Annotated in this window: 16 protein-coding genes; 4 read left to right on the top strand and 12 right to left on the bottom strand. The window is 71.3% G+C overall.

What is annotated here, in order from left to right:
- Positions 1-40: 40 nt before the first annotated feature.
- Entirely contained in the window at positions 41-1,084 is a 1,044-nt protein-coding gene (locus tag G407_RS0113665) for a carbohydrate ABC transporter permease (RefSeq protein WP_029031240.1), read from the bottom strand.
- 78 nt (positions 1,085-1,162) lie between these two features.
- Positions 1,163-2,428, bottom strand: a complete 1,266-nt coding sequence (locus G407_RS0113660) for an ABC transporter substrate-binding protein (RefSeq protein WP_425337499.1) — start codon at positions 2,426-2,428, stop codon at positions 1,163-1,165.
- A 386-nt stretch (positions 2,429-2,814) separates the two neighbouring features.
- Between G407_RS0113660 and G407_RS0113655 the strand changes: the two genes are divergently transcribed.
- Positions 2,815-3,555 carry a GntR family transcriptional regulator gene (locus G407_RS0113655; RefSeq protein WP_052341355.1) on the top strand — a complete coding sequence of 247 codons (741 nt, stop codon included), beginning with the start codon at positions 2,815-2,817 and terminating at the stop codon, positions 3,553-3,555.
- Here G407_RS0113655 and G407_RS27745 read toward each other — a convergent pair.
- From G407_RS27745 to G407_RS27740, 3 genes are all read right to left on the bottom strand, one after another.
- Positions 3,534-3,974 (bottom strand): carboxymuconolactone decarboxylase family protein, encoded by a 441-nt coding sequence (locus G407_RS27745; RefSeq protein WP_043539789.1) that lies wholly within the window; start codon positions 3,972-3,974, stop codon positions 3,534-3,536. The two genes, G407_RS0113655 and G407_RS27745, sit on opposite strands and share 22 nt — an antisense overlap.
- Before the next feature lie 28 nt (positions 3,975-4,002).
- The gene (locus G407_RS0113645) at positions 4,003-5,430 is read right to left on the bottom strand and encodes an FAD-binding oxidoreductase (protein WP_029031237.1); all 1,428 of its coding nucleotides are present in this window, start codon (positions 5,428-5,430) and stop codon (positions 4,003-4,005) included.
- Between the two features lie 144 nt (positions 5,431-5,574).
- Positions 5,575-6,234: a GntR family transcriptional regulator gene (locus G407_RS27740; RefSeq protein WP_052341354.1), complete on the bottom strand. Its 660-nt coding sequence runs from the start codon at positions 6,232-6,234 to the stop codon at positions 5,575-5,577.
- 1,059 nt (positions 6,235-7,293) lie between these two features.
- Between G407_RS27740 and G407_RS0113635 the strand changes: the two genes are divergently transcribed.
- The 3 genes from G407_RS0113635 (at position 7,294) to G407_RS0113625 (ending at position 9,094) form a co-directional block, all read left to right on the top strand.
- Positions 7,294-7,653 (top strand): helix-turn-helix domain-containing protein, encoded by a 360-nt coding sequence (locus tag G407_RS0113635; RefSeq protein WP_029031236.1) that lies wholly within the window; start codon positions 7,294-7,296, stop codon positions 7,651-7,653.
- Between the two features lie 191 nt (positions 7,654-7,844).
- Positions 7,845-8,669 carry a glycosyltransferase family A protein gene (locus tag G407_RS30525; RefSeq protein ID WP_052341353.1) on the top strand — a complete coding sequence of 275 codons (825 nt, stop codon included), beginning with the start codon at positions 7,845-7,847 and terminating at the stop codon, positions 8,667-8,669.
- 86 nt (positions 8,670-8,755) lie between these two features.
- Positions 8,756-9,094, top strand: a complete 339-nt coding sequence (locus G407_RS0113625; protein WP_029031235.1) for a DUF3140 domain-containing protein — start codon at positions 8,756-8,758, stop codon at positions 9,092-9,094.
- A 50-nt stretch (positions 9,095-9,144) separates the two neighbouring features.
- Here the strand turns inward: G407_RS0113625 and G407_RS0113620 are convergent, their stop codons facing one another.
- The 7 genes from G407_RS0113620 to G407_RS27725 form a co-directional block, all read right to left on the bottom strand.
- Positions 9,145-9,456: a hypothetical protein gene (locus G407_RS0113620; RefSeq protein ID WP_029031234.1), complete on the bottom strand. Its 312-nt coding sequence runs from the start codon at positions 9,454-9,456 to the stop codon at positions 9,145-9,147.
- 19 nt (positions 9,457-9,475) lie between these two features.
- Positions 9,476-10,168 (bottom strand): orotate phosphoribosyltransferase, encoded by a 693-nt coding sequence (locus G407_RS0113615; protein ID WP_029031233.1) that lies wholly within the window; start codon positions 10,166-10,168, stop codon positions 9,476-9,478.
- Positions 10,169-10,253: 85 nt separating this feature from the next.
- Positions 10,254-11,567: a hydantoinase/carbamoylase family amidase gene (locus G407_RS27730; protein ID WP_052341352.1), complete on the bottom strand. Its 1,314-nt coding sequence runs from the start codon at positions 11,565-11,567 to the stop codon at positions 10,254-10,256.
- Positions 11,564-12,517 carry a dihydroorotate dehydrogenase gene (locus tag G407_RS0113605; protein WP_029031232.1) on the bottom strand — a complete coding sequence of 318 codons (954 nt, stop codon included), beginning with the start codon at positions 12,515-12,517 and terminating at the stop codon, positions 11,564-11,566. The genes G407_RS27730 and G407_RS0113605 overlap by 4 nt, the downstream gene beginning before the upstream one ends.
- On the bottom strand, positions 12,514-13,371 hold the full coding sequence (locus G407_RS0113600) for a dihydroorotate dehydrogenase electron transfer subunit (protein ID WP_245259088.1): 858 nt from the start codon (positions 13,369-13,371) through the stop codon (positions 12,514-12,516). Before G407_RS0113600 ends, G407_RS0113605 begins: the two co-directional genes overlap by 4 nt.
- Before the next feature lie 14 nt (positions 13,372-13,385).
- The gene (locus G407_RS0113595; protein WP_043539787.1) at positions 13,386-14,669 is read right to left on the bottom strand and encodes a TRAP transporter large permease; all 1,284 of its coding nucleotides are present in this window, start codon (positions 14,667-14,669) and stop codon (positions 13,386-13,388) included.
- Positions 14,666-15,175 carry a TRAP transporter small permease gene (locus tag G407_RS27725; RefSeq protein WP_052341351.1) on the bottom strand — a complete coding sequence of 170 codons (510 nt, stop codon included), beginning with the start codon at positions 15,173-15,175 and terminating at the stop codon, positions 14,666-14,668. The genes G407_RS0113595 and G407_RS27725 overlap by 4 nt, the downstream gene beginning before the upstream one ends.
- Positions 15,176-15,457 lie beyond the last annotated feature (282 nt).

Raw genomic sequence — 15,457 nt, 5'->3', positions numbered from 1 at the left:
TGCGGCGGTCTCGGTGGTCATGGTTCTCCTCCGAGCCCGGTCAGGCCGCCCCGTCGCGCCGGCGCGCGAGGGCGAGCTGGGTGATGGTGAGCGCGAACAGGACGACGCCGAGGACGACGGAGGCCGCCGAGGCGAGGCCGAAGTTCTGCACCCGGTTGGCGAAGCCGGTGTTGTAGATGTACTGCACCAGGAATTGCGTCGCCGTGCCCGGCCCGCCGCCGGTGAGCACGTAGACCTCGTCGAAGATCTGGACGGCGCGGATCAGCGCGAGCACGAGGACGACGAGGAGGTTCGGCCACAGCAGCGGCAGCGTGATGCGCCAGAAGGCACGCCAGCGGCTGGTGCCGTCCATCTCCGCCGCCTCGTAGAGGTCCGGCGGGATCGCCTGCAGGCCGGCCAGCAGGATGAGCGTGTAGAAGCCCATGTGCGCCCAGACCGAGACGAAGACCGACCAGAACATCGCCCAGTTCGCGTCCGCGAGCCAGAGGATGCGGTCGAGCCCCATCTCGAGCAGCATGGCGTTGAGCAGGCCGTCGCGCAGCAGGATCCACTTCCAGATCAGCGCCACGACCACCGGCGAGAGCAGGACGGGGAAGAAGAAGACCGCGCGGAAGAAGCCGCGGGCGCGGATCTCCTGGTTGAGCACGAGGGCCGTGACGAGCGCGAACAGCACCATGAACGCGACCTGGAAGGTCACGAAGGTGATCGTGTTGTAGACGCCGCGCCAGAAGCGGTCCTCCCGGCAGGAGGTCGGGTCGATCCAGCTGCCGCAGTCGAACAGGAAGCCGTACTGCTCGGCGCCCACGAAGGGCCGCTCGGAAAGGTAGAGGTCGGTGCCGCCGGTGACGGAATAGCCGAGGTTGATGAACAGCGGCGTGATCACGAAGACGCCGAAGAAGGCGAGGTTCGGCAGGAGGAAGAGGTAGGGCATGCGCCCGATGCCGAGCACGCGCTGGAGCGCGGCCATCGGCGGCTCGAACAGGCGCATGAGCGCGGCCCACAGGACGCCGAAGCCCGCGCCGGCGAGCTCCTTGAGGCTGCGGCGCTCCTCGACGGGCGCCCGCCCGGTCGACGCGTGCGACATCGGTCCCTTTCGTCCTTCACCGAGAAGAGGGGGCCGTCGGCGGAGCGGGCTCCGCCGACGGCATCGATCGCGACGCGCTCAGCGCGCGGCTTCGGTGAGCTGGTTCTCGATGTCGGACTCGATGCGCTCGAAGGCGTCGTCGAGGGACATCTCGCCGCCGATCGCCTCGGAGATGCGCGCGATGGTGGCGTTGAACACGATCCGGTTGTTGGTGTAGCCCTGCAGCGCATAGGCGGCCGCGGCGACCTTCGGCACCTCCGCCGCGAACGTCTGCAGCGCATGCTCCGCGAGCGGGTTGTCCGTCTGGAAGTCGATCGCGGTGGGGTTCAGCTGCAGGTGACCGGGCAGGAAGAGCGTGCGGCCGGCGAACTCGGCGATCACGTCGGGGGAGGAGAGGTACTCCATCACCCGCGCGACCGCTTCCGGATGGTCGGTGTCCTTCAAGGCGACCAGCGCCGCGCCGCCGGGCATGCCGGAGCAGGCGGCCGGGCCGCAGGGGTTGGGGACCGCCCACCAGTCGAAGTCCTGGCCGATGTTCTGGGCGAACTGCCCGATCTGCCAGGAGCCCGAGTAGTAGAACACCGTCTGCGCGTTGACGAATTCCTGGTTGGCCGGGACGTAGGTGCCGCCCGAGCCCGCGACGAAGATGTCCTTCGCCATCGTGCCGTCCTGGTGCCAGTCGTAGAGCATCTGCGCGAAGGTCCGGAAGCCCTCGTCGACGACCGCCGGCTCGCCCGCCTCGTCGAAATACGCCGCGCCCATCGAGATCGCCGGGCCGGCGATGCGGTGGCCGGAGCGGTCGATGGCGATCGGGATCTGCACGCCGGTCGCCTCGGCGACCTTGCGCGAGGCCTCGGCCCAGTCCGCCCAGGTCGCACCGGCGCCCGGCAGCTCGACGCCGGCCTGCTCGAACAGGGTCTTGTTGACGAAGGGGCCGGTGACGGTCAGCTGCGTCATGTAGCCGTGGATCGCGTCCTCGTTGCCCGGGACGCGCAGCCAGTTCAGGAACGGGCCGAAGCTCGCCTCCCAGTACTCCGGGTCCTCGAGATGGGGACGCAGGTCGAGATAGTACTGGGCGAGGCCGCCCAGATCGGTGACGCGGGCCATGTCCGGGCCCTCGCCGGCGGCGAGCTGTACCGGCAGCGACTCGAGGATCGCCTGGTAGGCCACCGTGTCGATGACGACGTCGATGTCGGGGTTGGCCTCCTCGAAACGCTCGACGAGGTCGGCGAGCACCTCGCCCTCGTTGCCGTCGTTGTACCAGGCGATGCGGACCTGCGTCTGCGCGGCCGCGGCGCCCGCCGTGAGCGCCAGCGCCGCCGCGCCGGTCATGAGCGTGGTGATCAGCTTCGTCATGGGTCTCCTCCCGATGGTCTCCGGGCGTTCCGCGCCCGCGCCGTCTCGCCCGTCGCGTGCCGACGGGAAGCCGTCTCACGCGATCGGATCAGCTCATCGTGTCGGGTGGATGTCAGTGCGGGATCGCACGGGCCTCGAGCCCTTGCGTCCTGCCCTCGGCCTCCTCCCCGCCGGTCTCCTGCCGGCCGTCGCGCCGTGGGCGGAGGCGTTTCGCCGCCGCCCCGACGTCTCGAGTACCGGTATACTAGTGCGCGGCGCCGAAACGTGTCAATCTGCTCCGCACGGCCCGCAACGGCGCCGGTGCGCCCCGACCTTCAGAATCCGACCTTCCAGAGCCCGACCTTCAGAGCCGACCTGCCAGAGCCCGACCCGAGATGAGCGACGTGATCCACGAGACCGAGCTGCGAACCCTGCTGGAGGCCGGCGGCACGCTCGACTTCAGCCGCTCCGCGGCGAGCCAGATCTACGAGTGGCTCTACGCCGCCCTCGTGCGCATGCGGCTGACGCCGGGCATGCGGCTTTCCGAGGTCGAGACGGCGCGTGCGCTCGACGCCTCGCGCACGCCGGTGCGCGAGGCCTTCATCCGGCTGGCCGAGGCGGGGCTGATCGAGGTCCGTCCGCACCGCGGCACGTTCGTGGCCAAGCTCGACCGCAAGCGCATCCTGGAGGCGCGCTTCATTCGCGAGGCGCTCGAGGTGGCGGTGGCGACGCGGCTCGCCGAGGCGGGGCCGGCGCCGGGGGAGGAGGGGGTGCTCGGGCGCTGCCGCGGTCTCGTCGACCGCATGCGGACGCTTGCCGAGGCGCGCGACCAGCTCGCCTTCAACGAGGCGGACGACCTCTTCCACCAGATCCTCGCAACGGCGACCGGCTACGGGCGGATCGCGTCGCTGGTGCGGGCCGAGGAGGCGCACGGCGTGCGCATCCGCGTGCTCAGCCTCGCCGAGGACGCGACCTACGCCCGCATCGTGCGCGAGCACACGGCGATCCTCGACGCGATCGAGGCGCACGACCCGGCGAGAGCGGCGACGGCGGTGCGCGGGCATCTCAACAACATCCACGGCTTCATCGCCGAGGCCGCCGCCGCCCATCCGGACTACTTCACCGACGCGCCCTGAGGAGCGGCCGCCGCCGGGAGGAAGGCCTCGTCGACGGGAACGCGCAGGCCGTTGGCGAGGCGGTTCGTCTCGTTCGCCTTGGCGGCGACGGCGAGGACCTCCATCAGCATGGCGTCGCTCATGCCCTTGGCGCGCGCGCCGGCCGTGTGCGAGTACGTGCAGTACTCGCAATTGTTCGTCGCCGAGACGGCGATGTAGATCAGCTCCTTCGTCAGCGGGTCGAGGGCGCCGGGCGCCATCACCGCCTTCACACCCTCCCACGTGCGCCGCAGGAGCTCCGGGTCGTGCGCCAGCGCGCGCCAGAAGTTGTTGACGAAGTCCGAGCCGCGGGTCGCGCGGATGTCGTCGAAGACCGCCTTCGCCGCGGGGGAGAGGGCGTCGTCGCCGAGGAGGGGGAGGAGGGGCGGGTGTCCGGTCACGGGGCGGCTCCGAGGTCGGCCGGGCGCGTCACAGCACCCGTCGGCGGTTGAGGATGTCCTGCGGGTCGAGCGCCTGCTTGATCGTGCGCATGAGCGCGAGCTCGGGCGCGCTGCGCGAGAGCGCGAGGTAGGCGCGCTTGTTGCGCCCGATCCCGTGCTCCGCCGAGACCGCGCCGCGGTAGTGCGCCACGACGGCGTAGACGCGCTCCTCCACCATCGTCTTGTCGAGGCCCGGCCCGCCGACGACGAGATGGAGGGTCGAATCCGCGATGTGCCCGAAGATCACCGAGAGCGCGTCGGGCCAGTGCGCGCGCGCCAGCCCGCGCAGCTCCTCGACCGCCTCGCCGATGCGGGCGCGGGGGAAGCTCACGTCGAAGGAGGCGAATACGGGGAGCTTGGGCTGGTACTCGTAGGGCGATTCGCGATAGGCCCACAGCCGCGCCCGGTCCGCTTCCGAGCGGGCGAGGACGGCGTCGAGGACGAGCCCGTCCTCGAGCATCGCGCCGAGGGTCTCCTCGAAGCGCTCGCGCCCCGCCGGCCCCTCGCCGGTCGCGGCCTCCACGAGAACGAGGAGCTCGTGCTCCTCGGCGAACGGGGGCGCTAGGCCGACCTCGTCGATGGCCGCACGGACGAACTCGCGCCACATCGCCTCGAAGACGAGGAGCCCGCCGGCGAAGCGCCGCTCGAGCGCCCGCAGGAGCCGGATCGCGTCGGACGCGTCGCGCACGGCACAGATCGCCGTGTGGACGCCCTCCGGGCGCGGCTGCAGCGCCAGCACGACGCGGGTGACGATTCCCAGCGTGCCCTCCGTGCCGATCATCAGCTGCGTCCAGTCGTAGCCCGAGTTGTTCTTCAGCATCTTGTTGAGCGAGGAGACGATCGTGCCGTCGGCGAGCACGGCCTCGAGGCCGAGCACGTTGCGCCGGGTCATGCCGTAGCGCAGCACGTTGTTGCCGCCGGCGTTGGTCGCGACGTTGCCGCCGATCGTGCACGAGCCGCGCGCGCCGAGGTCGATCCCGAGCAGGAATCCCGCCTCCTCGGCGGCATCCTGGAGCGCTTGGAGCGGCGTGCCGGCCCAGGCGGTGAGAGTCGCGGCCTCCGGGTCGATCTCCTCGATGCCGACCAGGCGCTCGAGCGAGAGCGCGACCTCGGCCGCGTGAGGGTGCGCGCCGCCGGCGAGCCCGGTCATCCCGCCCTGCGTGACGACCGGCTGGCCGTGGGCGTGGCAGATCGCGAGCGCGCGGGAGACCTCCTGCGTCGAGCGCGGGAGCACGAGCGCGAGCGGCGGCGTCGGTGCGAGCCCGCTCGCGTCGGCGCGCGCGCGCTCCGAGACGTCGGTGCCGGTGCGCACGGCGTCCGGGCCGAGGGCGGCGCGCAGCGCCTCGATCACGGCGCTCGGCGACGCGGGATTCGTCGAGGGCGAGGGGGCGGGCTGCGGCGAGGTCGGCGCGGGCATCGAGAGGCTCCGTTCGCGGCGCGCGCGATCGCGCCGTGCTGGGCCGACGCCTTCGCCGGGCTGCTCGTACGGAGGCGGGGCCCGGCGCCGAGTCGGCGGATCGAAAGGCATGATCTACCGCGGCCCGCGCCCGTTGTCGCCCGCTCAGGCGGCGCCGCGGGCGGAGAAGTAGGCGCGCTCGGCGGCGCTGATGAAGGATGCCATGCGGTCGCCGGCGACGACCGGGTCGCGGGTGGCGAAGGCGGCGCGGAGGTCCTCGATCCCCTCGAGCACGACCCGGCGTGTCTTGGCGCAGGCCAGCATCTCGCGGCGCACGGTCTGCACGTGGTCGACGAAGCGCGCCAGCGTCTCGGCCAGGCGGACGTTGCGGACGCGGGCGACCCAGGCATCGCGGAAGTCGACGTTGGCGCGGATGAGCCGGGCGACGTCGTCCGCGCGCATCGCCGCCTGCGCCTCCGCCAGTGCGGCGTCGAGCGCCTCCTCCGACGCCGCGTCGAGGTTGCCGGCGGCCAGCGCGGCGGCGCGGGGCTCGAGCAGCTTGCGCACCTCGAACACGTCGCGGACCTCCTGCATCGACAGCGTCGGGAGGGCGAAGCCACGCGAGGTGCCGACGAGATAGCCCTCGTTGACGAGCTGCAGCAGCGCCTCGCGCGCGGGCATGCGCGAGGCCCCGTAGGCGCGGGCGATCTCGACATCGACGAGCCGGTCTTCCGGGTCGAGCTCGCAGCGCCGGACGCGTCGCCGCAGGTCCGCGTAGATGCGCTCCCGGATGCTCTCGCGTCGGCTCGTCTCGTTGCCCGCCATCCTCGATACAATCCCCGCCCTCGACGTTGCCGCATACTGTATTCAGCACGATCCGCGGGGTCAAACCAACGGGAGGGCGATGCCGAATCGCCGACTCGCGTCGGAGGCGATAATCGGGGCATCGCTTCATCCTTGAAATGGATGCAATTCTGAGGGACGATGCACCATAAGGACGGGTCCGGTGCGCGCAGGCGCGCCCGCGCCGCCTTCGGGCCGAAGGGGGTCCGCTGACATGACACGTGTCGCTCGCAGATCCATCGGCCCGCTGCCGTGGCCGGCGCAGGGGATTCCGCCCCGTGCGGCGGGCCGCGCGGCGTCCGCGTGCGCGCCTCGCGAGGCGGACGGGGGGATTGGCGGGCGCCGCGACGGGGGAACGGTCGCCCGAGCGATTCGCGACGCGGCTCCCCGACGAGGCCCGGTGCTGCAGTACCGGATTGCGCTCAACGGTATTCTGCATCTCTTGGCGGCGCGGTGGTCCACCGGGCGTTCACCATGCGGGCGTTTTCCCCATCGAATTCGCGTTGAACATCCGCCGATTGCGAACCTCCGCCCGAGCGAGCACGCCGGGGCGGCTCCGCCGCCCCGGCGTGCTCGGGGTGGCGTTGCGTCGGGAAGCCGCCGTAACGCGCACCACCGGTTGGGGTCGAGGAGCGGCTCGGTACCGGGCGTCCGGGAAGACGAACGTCTCGCGCGCCGAAGTCTCTCCGCCCGCCCGGAGACGACGGGGAATGTGCGACACTGCACTAATACTTGGCGGCTGCAACGTACGCGCAGTGGTGGACCCGTTGTCGGGGCGCAATGGCGCACGATCCGGTCTAGCACTTCGCCCGCCTCGTGCATAAATGGCGATGCAGGAAGAGCGTCCGGCGGCACCCCGTGTCGGGTGAGGGACTTGACGGCGCGCGCGCCGTTTGGTGTCCAAAGAGACGTCGCTGGATCGCTCAAGTATCGCGGCACGCTTCTTCACCCGAAGAAAGTGCCGCGTTTGCCGACATCAGAGGCAACCTTTCGGGCAACTTTTCGGTTACAATCCGGAAACAACACGTCGGGAACCGGCTCATGACACGTTCACCCACTGAAATCGATCGCGAGATCGGCCAGCGCATCCGTCTCGCGCGCAAGCAGGCCAAGCTCTCCCAGAGCGAGCTGGGCCAGGCCATCGGCGTCACCTACCAGCAGGTGCAGAAGTACGAGAACGGCACCGATCGCGTCGCCGCCTCGCGCCTCGTGCAGATCTCGCAGGTCCTGGAGCAGCCCGCCTCCGCGCTGCTCGGCGGCGTCGAGCAGGGTCAGGCGCGCCTGATGGACGAGGACGCGATCGCGCTCGTCGCGCTGTTCAACGAGATCAAGCGCCCGGCGCTGCGCGGCGCCGCGCTCCAGACCGTGAAGAGCCTCGTCGCCGCCGGCAACGAGGTCTGAGCGACACGGGCCGCAGCCGCGTCGTTCGCGGCCGGCAGCCTCCCGGCCGCGCCGCGCGCCGCCGGATCCCGAGCCACGGCCGGCGCCCCGGGCGCCGGCCGCGCCCGTTCTGCGGCGCACGCCGCTCCAGCCGCGCGTTCCGCACGGCGGATCGCCGAACCACCGAGCGCCCGCGGCGTTTCGCCGATGTCATGGCGTGCCATCATCCGTTCACGTTCGGGATCCCGCTCGTCGGCCGCGCGGGCAGCGACGACTTCGCGCGTGTCGAGACCCTGCTGGCGCTCACGCTGCGCAGCATTCTCGCGCAGACCGACCCCGATTTCCGCGTCCTCGTCACGGGCCAGGACCGGCCCGCGACCCTGCCCGACGATCCGCGCGTGCGCTTCGTCGAGGCGGGCTGGCGCGCGGACGCGCCCGATGCGGCCAACAACGACGCCGGCCGCAAGAAGCACGCGCTCGGCGAAGCGGCGATGCGCGACGGCGACGGCTGGCTGATGCTCGTCGACGCGGACGACTGGGTTCCCCGCGACCTCGTCGCGGTGGCCCGCGCCACCGTGGACCCGGAGACGCTCGGCGGCGTCCTCGCGCAGGGCGACATGATCGACTTCGCCACCGGACAGACGGCACCGCTGCCGTTTCCCGGCGTGTTCGAGCGGCCGTTCTACGCGCTGTGCGGCTCGTCGATCGTCGCCCGCCTGCGCCCGGACGATCCGGATCCGCTGCGGCGCAACCCGCTCCACATGCTGCGCGATCACCACGACTGGCCGGAGGCCGCCGCCGCCCGCGGCGCGCGCGTCGTCGCGCTGCCGACGCGCGGCGCGTACCTGGTCGGCACGGCCCAGAACCATTCCGAGCGCTACGGCCCCTTCGCCGCCTGGCGCGCCGATCTCAACGGCGCGCTGCGCCGCCGCGGCCGACCGGTCGACGACGCGCTCCTCGCGCGCTTCGGGCTCGATCGCTCCGCGCTGGCGGCCGCAGGGGGCCTGGCCTCTGCCGGCGAGCCGCCGCGAGCGTGAGCGGAGGCGGGGGACGCGACGGTGCGTCGCTCGACCCGTCGCCGGCCTCGCGCGTTCCCCCGCCTCGTGAACCAGGGAGGCGGTCCATGGAGGACGCACGCAAGCAGGAGATCTATCGCGACTTCGAGGAGGCGGTGAACATGTCGCCCCGGGAACTCGAGGACTGGCTCGAGACCGAGGAGTCGCAGAACGTCGGCTGGACGCACGAGGGCGAGAACGAGGCGGTCGGCCACAAGTCCGGACGGCGCATCGTCGAGATCGCGCGCAAGAAGAAGGCGGAGCTGGCGGACGACGACTACGCGCACATGAGGGCGGTCGTCGGATACGTCCACCGCCACGCGAAGCAGGGCGGCCCGAGCGACGACAAGGAGCACTCGCGCTGGCGCTACTCCCTGATGAACTGGGGGCACGACCCGCTGAAGTGACGCCGACCCCGCCGCACCGGCGACGGCGGCCGGCATGCCGGCTGCGCCGTTCAGGCGGCGGCCAGCGCCTCGCGGATCGCCTGCGCCAGCGCGGCGTCGCGTGCCTCCGGCGTTCCCGCCGCGCCGTAGGCGTCGATCGTCGCCACCATGCGATCGCGGAAGCCGACGGCCGTCGCCTCGCTCAGCGCCTGGTCGGCGTAGAAGTCGCAGAAGGGCTGGGCGAGGCGTGCGAGCACGAACAGCGCGACGGTGTCCGGGTCGCCCGGCTTCGCGGCCCGCGCGAGGCAGGCCTGGATGAACTCCTCGGCGGTGTGGACGCCGAGGGGACCGTCGACGAGGATGCGCTTGACGTCGTCCAGCATGTCTTCTTGCTCCTGAGGATCAGCTCTGCGGGAAGCTGCTCGCCCCGCCGTGCGCCGCCGACCATTCCATCGGGCTGTTGAGGAAGGCCTCGACCTCGTTAAGGGTCTCGGCGGCGAAGTAGCCCTGCTTGCGCGCGACCGCCAGCACGTCCCACCAGGTGGCGAGCGAGTGCATGGTGATGCCGTGCTCGCTCAGCGTCTCCTTGGTCTGCGGGAAAATGTCGTAGTGGAAGATCACGAAGGTGTGCTCCACCGTCAGCCCCGCGGCGCGCAGCGCCTCGCAGAAGCGGATCTTCGAGCGGCCGTCCGTCGAGAGGTCCTCGACCAGCACGATGCGCGCGCCCTCGCGGAAATCGCCCTCGATCTGAGCATCCCGGCCGAAGCCCTTGGGCTTCTTGCGGACGTACTGCATCGGCATGGAGAGCCGGTCCGCGATCCAGGCGGCGAAAGGGATGCCCGCGGTCTCACCGCCGGCGATGGCGTCGAGCGACTCGAAACCGATGTCGCGCAGGATCACGGAGGCTGCGAAGTCCATCAGCGTGTTGCGGATGCGCGGGTACGAGATCAGCTTGCGGCAGTCGATGTAGACCGGGCTCGCCCAGCCGGAGGTGAAGCGGAAGGGCTCGTCGGCCCGGAAATGCACCGCCTGCACCTCGAGCAGCATCTTGGCGGTGAGCTCGGCGATCAGAGCCTTGTCGGTGAAATTCGTCACGGGATCGTCCCTCCATCGGCGCGCGGCGCCTCATCTAGCCGGTGAACGGGGGGACGTCCAACGCCGTATGGCCGTTGCGCACGGCTCATTTCGCGCGATCCACCAGCGTCTTCCCGAGCCGGCTCATGACGCCGACGGCGACCATCAGGTCGTCGACCTCCATGTGCTCGTTCGGATTGTGCGATCCCTTGGTGTTGCGCACGAAGATCATGCCGCTCGGCACGCCCGCCTGGGCGAACACGGCGGCGTCGTGCCCCGCGCCGCTCGGCACCGTCTCCGCGGGCAGGCCCTCGCCCTCCATCTCGGCGAGGATCGCCTGGAGGATCGCCGGATCGAGGCTCGCCGGGGCGGAGCGCACCGGCTCGTCGAAGTGGAAGCGCACGCCGCGATCGCGCTCGATCGCCCGCGCTTCCGCGTGGGCGAGGCGTTCCACGGCCTCGAGCGTGCCGGCGTCGAGGCTGCGCGCCTCGAAGCTGAAGGAGACCTCGCCGGGGATGCGCGACATGGCGTGGTGGGCGGCGTCCGTCTGGACGATGCCCGTGGTCAGCACGAGGTCGCCGCCGTGCTGCTGGATGGTCGCCCAGTGCTCGTCCATGCGCATGACGAGCTCGCACATGGCGAAGACGGCGTCGCGCCTCAGCCAGCGCGGCACGGCGCCGGAATGGCCGGCCTCGCCGAGGCAGCGGATCTCGCGGTGGCGGATGTTGCCGCGGATGCCGGTGACGCCGGCGACGGGCCACTTGCGCTCGACCAGGACGGGGCCCTGCTCGATGTGGAGCTCGACGAAGAAGGCGAAGGCCTTCGGGTCGACGAGCGGCTCGCCGGCGGCGATGCGCTCGACGGGAAGGCCCGTCTCGCGCATGGCGTCGGCGAGCGTGCCGACGCCGTCGCGGCGCCTGGCCTCGAGCGCCGCGCCGCCGAGGCGGCCGAACAGGGCGAGCGAGCCCATGTAGGCGCGCCCGAACCAGGCGCTCTCCTCGCCGCGCAGCGCCAGCACCCGCAGCGGCACGCGCCCCGCGCTGGTGCCGTCGCGGACGTTGGCGAGCAGCGCGAGGAGGCCCGCGACGACGCCCGCGAGGCCGTCGTAGTTGCCGCCTTCCGGCACGGTGTCGACGTGCGAGCCGAGATAGCCCGCCCGCGCCGCCGGATCGGTGTCGCCGGGGGCCGCGATCACGAGGTTGTCGCCGGGATCGCGCCAGGTCTCGAGGCCGTGGGCGCGGGCGGTCTCCTCGAGATGGGCGAGCATCCGGCTCTCGACGGCGCTGTAGGCGGGGCGCGAGAGGCCGACGCGGTCCGGCGACAGCGCGGCCGCGTCCGTGAAGAGGCGCTCGGCCAGCGCGCGCAGATCGAGGCTCGCGAGATCGACGGCCGTCGCAGCGGGATCGGTGCGCAGGTTCATGCGTGTGCCTCCAGAGCCGCATCACCGATCATGTCGCGCTCCGCCTGGGTGAGGTCGAGGGAGCCGATCACGTCCTCGATCCGTGCGATGCCGTTGGCGCGACAATGGTCCTCGAGATCGTCGATGACGTCCACGAGGGCGCTCGGGTGAATGAAGGAGGCGGTGCCGACCTGCACTGCGCGGCAGCCGACGATGAGGAACTCGAGCGCGTCCTTCGCGGTGGCGATGCCGCCGCAGCCGATCACCGGGATGGTCGCGGCCCGCGCGCATTGGTAGGCCATGCGCAGGATGATCGGCTTCACCGCCGGCCCGGAGAGGCCACCCATGACGTTGCCGAGGCTCGGGCGACGGGTGTCGACGTCGACGCTCATGGCGAGGATGGTGTTGGCGACGACGAGGGCGTCGGCGCCGCCCTCCTCGGCCGCCTGTGCCACCGCGCCCACGTCGCCGGCGTTCGGCGTCAGCTTCGCCCAGAGGGGAAGGGCGGTCGCGTCGCGCAGGCGCCGCACGATCTCGCGCGTGCTCTCCGGGCGCATGGCGAAGGCCTTGCCGTCGTCCTCGAGGTTCGGGCAGGAGATGTTGATCTCGATCGCCGCGACGCCGGCCACGCTCACCGTGCGGGCGAGGTCGGCGAAGGCGTCCGGCGTGTTCGCCGAGATCGAGACGACGAGGGGCGGGCGCCATTGCGCGAAACGCGGGATGACGTCCCGCACGAAGGCGTCGGCGCCCTTCGACGGGATGCCGATCGAGTTGAGCATGCCCCTCGGCACTTCCGACACCCGCGGCGTCGGGTTCCCCAGCCGCTTGTCGGGGGTGATCGTCTTCGTCACGAAGGCGCCGAGCCGCTCGAAATCGAAGATGCCGGCCTGCTCGAGGCCGAACGTGCCCGACGCCGGCATGACGGGGTTGGCGAGCGCGAGCCCGCCGCAGGAGACGGAGAGGTCGATCATGCCAGCGCCTCCGCGAGCGGGAACACCGGCCCCTCGCAGCACACGCGACGGTGCACCGTCTCGCCGTTCTCCCGGAAGGGCCGGACGCAGCAGAAGCAGACGCCGACGCCGCAGGCCATCTGCTGCTCGAGCGCGACCTCGCCGAACAGGCCGTGGCGCGCGGCGACGCTCTGGGCGAGGCGCGTGAGGCGGCTCGAGCCGCAGACGTATAGCGCTCCGCAGCGCCCCTGCGCGACGAGGTCCTCGAGCAGCCCCTCGACGTGCGGGACGGCGGAGGTGCCCTCGGAATCCGTCACCGTGAGCACGTCGGCCCCGGCGATGCGCATCTCCTCGACCGACATCAGGAGCTCGGGCGCCCGTGCGCTCAGGACGGCGGTGACCCGGTGGCCGTTCTCGCGGGCGAAGGGCACGAGGGGCCCCATCGTGGCGAGGCCGACGCCGCGGCCCAGCAGCACGATCGGCGCCGTGTCGGCGGGGAGCGTGAAGCCGATGCCGAGCGGGCCGAAGATGTTGAACCCGTCACCGGGCCACAGCCGCGCCATCGCCGCGGTGCCGGTGCCGGTCACCTTGTAGAGGAAGCCGACGCGGTTTCGCTCCGGCTCGACGCGGTAGACGCTCATCGGCCGGCGGAAGAAGGGCTCGAGCCCGTCGCCGCCCGGGCAGAGCAGGTGGTAGAACTGGCCCGGTCGCGCGTGGGGCACGCCGTCGGGCAGGTCGAGCGAGAGGTAGCGGTACTCGTCGTTGACGCAGACGTGCTCGCGCACCAGCGCCTCGATCTCCAGGGGGCGCCCCGGCACCGGGCGCGCGGGCGCCGCCGGGGGAACGACGTCGGGATCGAGCATGGGCATCATCATGGGAAGCGCTCTCCTCAGCCGAGGATCAGCCTGGGGAAGAAGGTCGAGAGCTGGGGCACGTAGGTCACGACCATCAGGGTCGCGAGGTTGATCAGCACGAACGGCCAGACGCCCGCGATGATGGTCGCCACAGGCTTCTCGAGGGTGGAGGACGCGACGAAGATGTCGAGCCCGAAGGGCGGCGTGATCATCCCGATGCAGATGTTCAGGGACACGATGAGCCCGAAATGGACGGGATCGATGCCGAAGGTCATCGCCACCGGATAGAGTGCGGGCACGAGCACCAGCAGCGCCGAGTTCGGGTCGATGAACATGCCGGCGACCAGGAACAGCAGGTTGACGATCATCAGGAAGACGATCCAGTTCGCCTCGATCGCCTGCATGAAATCGATCACGAGCCCTGGCAGCTGGGCGAGGGTGATGAAGTAGGACACGAGGCTCCCCATCCCCAGCAGGATGAAGATCACCGTGTTGGTCACCGCCGCGCGGCCGGCGACGCCGAAGAGGCCGGCGAAGCTCAGCTCGCGATAGACCACCGCCTCGACGAAGACCGCGTAGACGACGCTCACGGCCGCGGCCTCCGTCGGCGTGAAGATGCCGCCGTAGATGCCGCCGAGGATGATCACCGGCAGCCCCAGCGCCCAGCCGGCGGCGCCCGCTGCGCGCACCCGCTCGCGCAGCGACGGCGCGGGCGTCGCCTGGCGGCCCATGCGGTAGCTGTCCCACATCACGTAGAGCGCGAAGGCGAAGGCCAGCACGAGGCCGATGACGAGCCCGCCGGCGAAGAGCCCCGTGATCGAGGTGCCCGTGAGCCAGCCGTAGATGATCAGCGTGATCGACGGCGGGATGAGAAGCGCCGTCTCCGCCGAGGAGACGATGAGGCCCAGCGCGAAGCGGTCCTTGTAGCCCGACTTGATCAGCTCGGGGTACATGATCCGCCCGAGCGCCGCGACGGTCGCCGGCGCCGAGCCCGAGACCGCGCCGAAGGCGGCACAGGCGCCGATCGTCGTGTGGCCGATGCCGCCGGCGCGGTGGCCGAGGAAGGCCTTCACCAGCGTCGTCAGGTCGCGCGCGATGCGCCCGCTCGCCATCAGCTCGGCGGCGAAGATGAAGAAGGGGATCGCGAGCAGCGTCGAGTGGTTGATGCCGCCGACGATCTTCTGACCGATGACGATGTCCGGCAGGCGGTCGAACCAGATCTCCTTGATCATCAGCCCCGGCAGCCCGAGCACGAGCAGCATCTCGAAGCCGAGCACCAGGAGGAGGATCGCGAGGGCGAAGAGCGCGGCGACGATCATGACGGGCGCTCCGGATGCTCGTGCTCGAGGGCCCGGTCCTGGATGCCGAGCAGGCCCGCGAGGTAGCGCAGCGCGAGCAGCGCGAAGCCGACGGGAAGGGCGAGGTAGAGGATCGCCGTCGTGAGCCCCAGCGTCGGGCTCACCTGGCCGGTGCCGAGCACGAGGCGCGTGATGTCCCAGCCGAACCAGACGATGGCGAGCGAGAAGGCGAGGCCGACGGCGTCGATCGCCCGGCGCACCATGCGGCGGGCGCGCTGCGAGAAGGTCGCCAGCAGCGAGGTCATCGCCACGTGCTTGCCCTGCTCCAGCGCGAGGCCGAGGCCGAGGAAGACCATCCACACCATCAGCCAGCGCGTGGCCTCGTCGACCCAGGCGAGCTCGCGATAGAGCTCGTCCGAGACCTCGCGCACGAGGACGGCGCCGCTGTAGAGGAGCGTCATGGCGATCATGAGCGACGCGAGGAGCACCCGCTCCACCGTCGCGATCGCCCGCAGGAGCGCGATCACGGGTCTTGGTCTCCGGCTGGGGGCCTCGCGTCCGAGGCTCCCCTGTTCAGGCTTCCATGGCGGTGAACGGTCCCGACGCGCAGTGCGGCGGAACCCTGCAGCCCCGCGTCGACGACCGGGCTCGCGCCGAAGGTCGACGTCGGCTCTCTCCTCCCCCTACAGGGAAGGAAATGGACCCGCCCCGATCCCGAGAACGCTCCGGGAAGACGCTCGTCGTGCGCCGCGAACGGCGCAGGACGATGCGCGAAGCGACACGCCCGCGGGAGTGGGGAGGGCGTCGGA

The organism is Salinarimonas rosea DSM 21201 (genome assembly GCF_000429045.1).
In the GTDB taxonomy this organism is placed as follows: Bacteria; Pseudomonadota; Alphaproteobacteria; order Rhizobiales; family Beijerinckiaceae; genus Salinarimonas; species Salinarimonas rosea.
The sequence above is the reverse complement of the archived record's forward strand: the minus strand, read 5'-3'. Positions and strand labels throughout refer to the sequence as shown.

What these genes read in the sequence shown, in the direction of transcription:
- G407_RS0113600 (WP_245259088.1), bottom strand. Translation starts at nt 13,371, where the DNA reads ATGATGATGCCCATGCTCGATCCCGACGTCGTTCCCCCGGCGGCGCCC.
- G407_RS0113625 (WP_029031235.1), top strand. Translation starts at nt 8,756, where the DNA reads ATGGAGGACGCACGCAAGCAGGAGATCTATCGCGACTTCGAGGAGGCG.
- G407_RS27740 (WP_052341354.1), bottom strand. Translation starts at nt 6,234, where the DNA reads ATGGCGGGCAACGAGACGAGCCGACGCGAGAGCATCCGGGAGCGCATC.
- G407_RS27730 (WP_052341352.1), bottom strand. Translation starts at nt 11,567, where the DNA reads ATGAACCTGCGCACCGATCCCGCTGCGACGGCCGTCGATCTCGCGAGC.
- G407_RS0113665 (WP_029031240.1), bottom strand. Translation starts at nt 1,084, where the DNA reads ATGTCGCACGCGTCGACCGGGCGGGCGCCCGTCGAGGAGCGCCGCAGC.
- G407_RS0113620 (WP_029031234.1), bottom strand. Translation starts at nt 9,456, where the DNA reads ATGCTGGACGACGTCAAGCGCATCCTCGTCGACGGTCCCCTCGGCGTC.
- G407_RS0113645 (WP_029031237.1), bottom strand. Translation starts at nt 5,430, where the DNA reads ATGCCCGCGCCGACCTCGCCGCAGCCCGCCCCCTCGCCCTCGACGAAT.
- G407_RS30525 (WP_052341353.1), top strand. Translation starts at nt 7,845, where the DNA reads ATGGCGTGCCATCATCCGTTCACGTTCGGGATCCCGCTCGTCGGCCGC.
- G407_RS0113595 (WP_043539787.1), bottom strand. Translation starts at nt 14,669, where the DNA reads ATGATCGTCGCCGCGCTCTTCGCCCTCGCGATCCTCCTCCTGGTGCTC.
- G407_RS0113655 (WP_052341355.1), top strand. Translation starts at nt 2,815, where the DNA reads ATGAGCGACGTGATCCACGAGACCGAGCTGCGAACCCTGCTGGAGGCC.
- G407_RS0113605 (WP_029031232.1), bottom strand. Translation starts at nt 12,517, where the DNA reads ATGATCGACCTCTCCGTCTCCTGCGGCGGGCTCGCGCTCGCCAACCCC.
- G407_RS0113635 (WP_029031236.1), top strand. Translation starts at nt 7,294, where the DNA reads ATGACACGTTCACCCACTGAAATCGATCGCGAGATCGGCCAGCGCATC.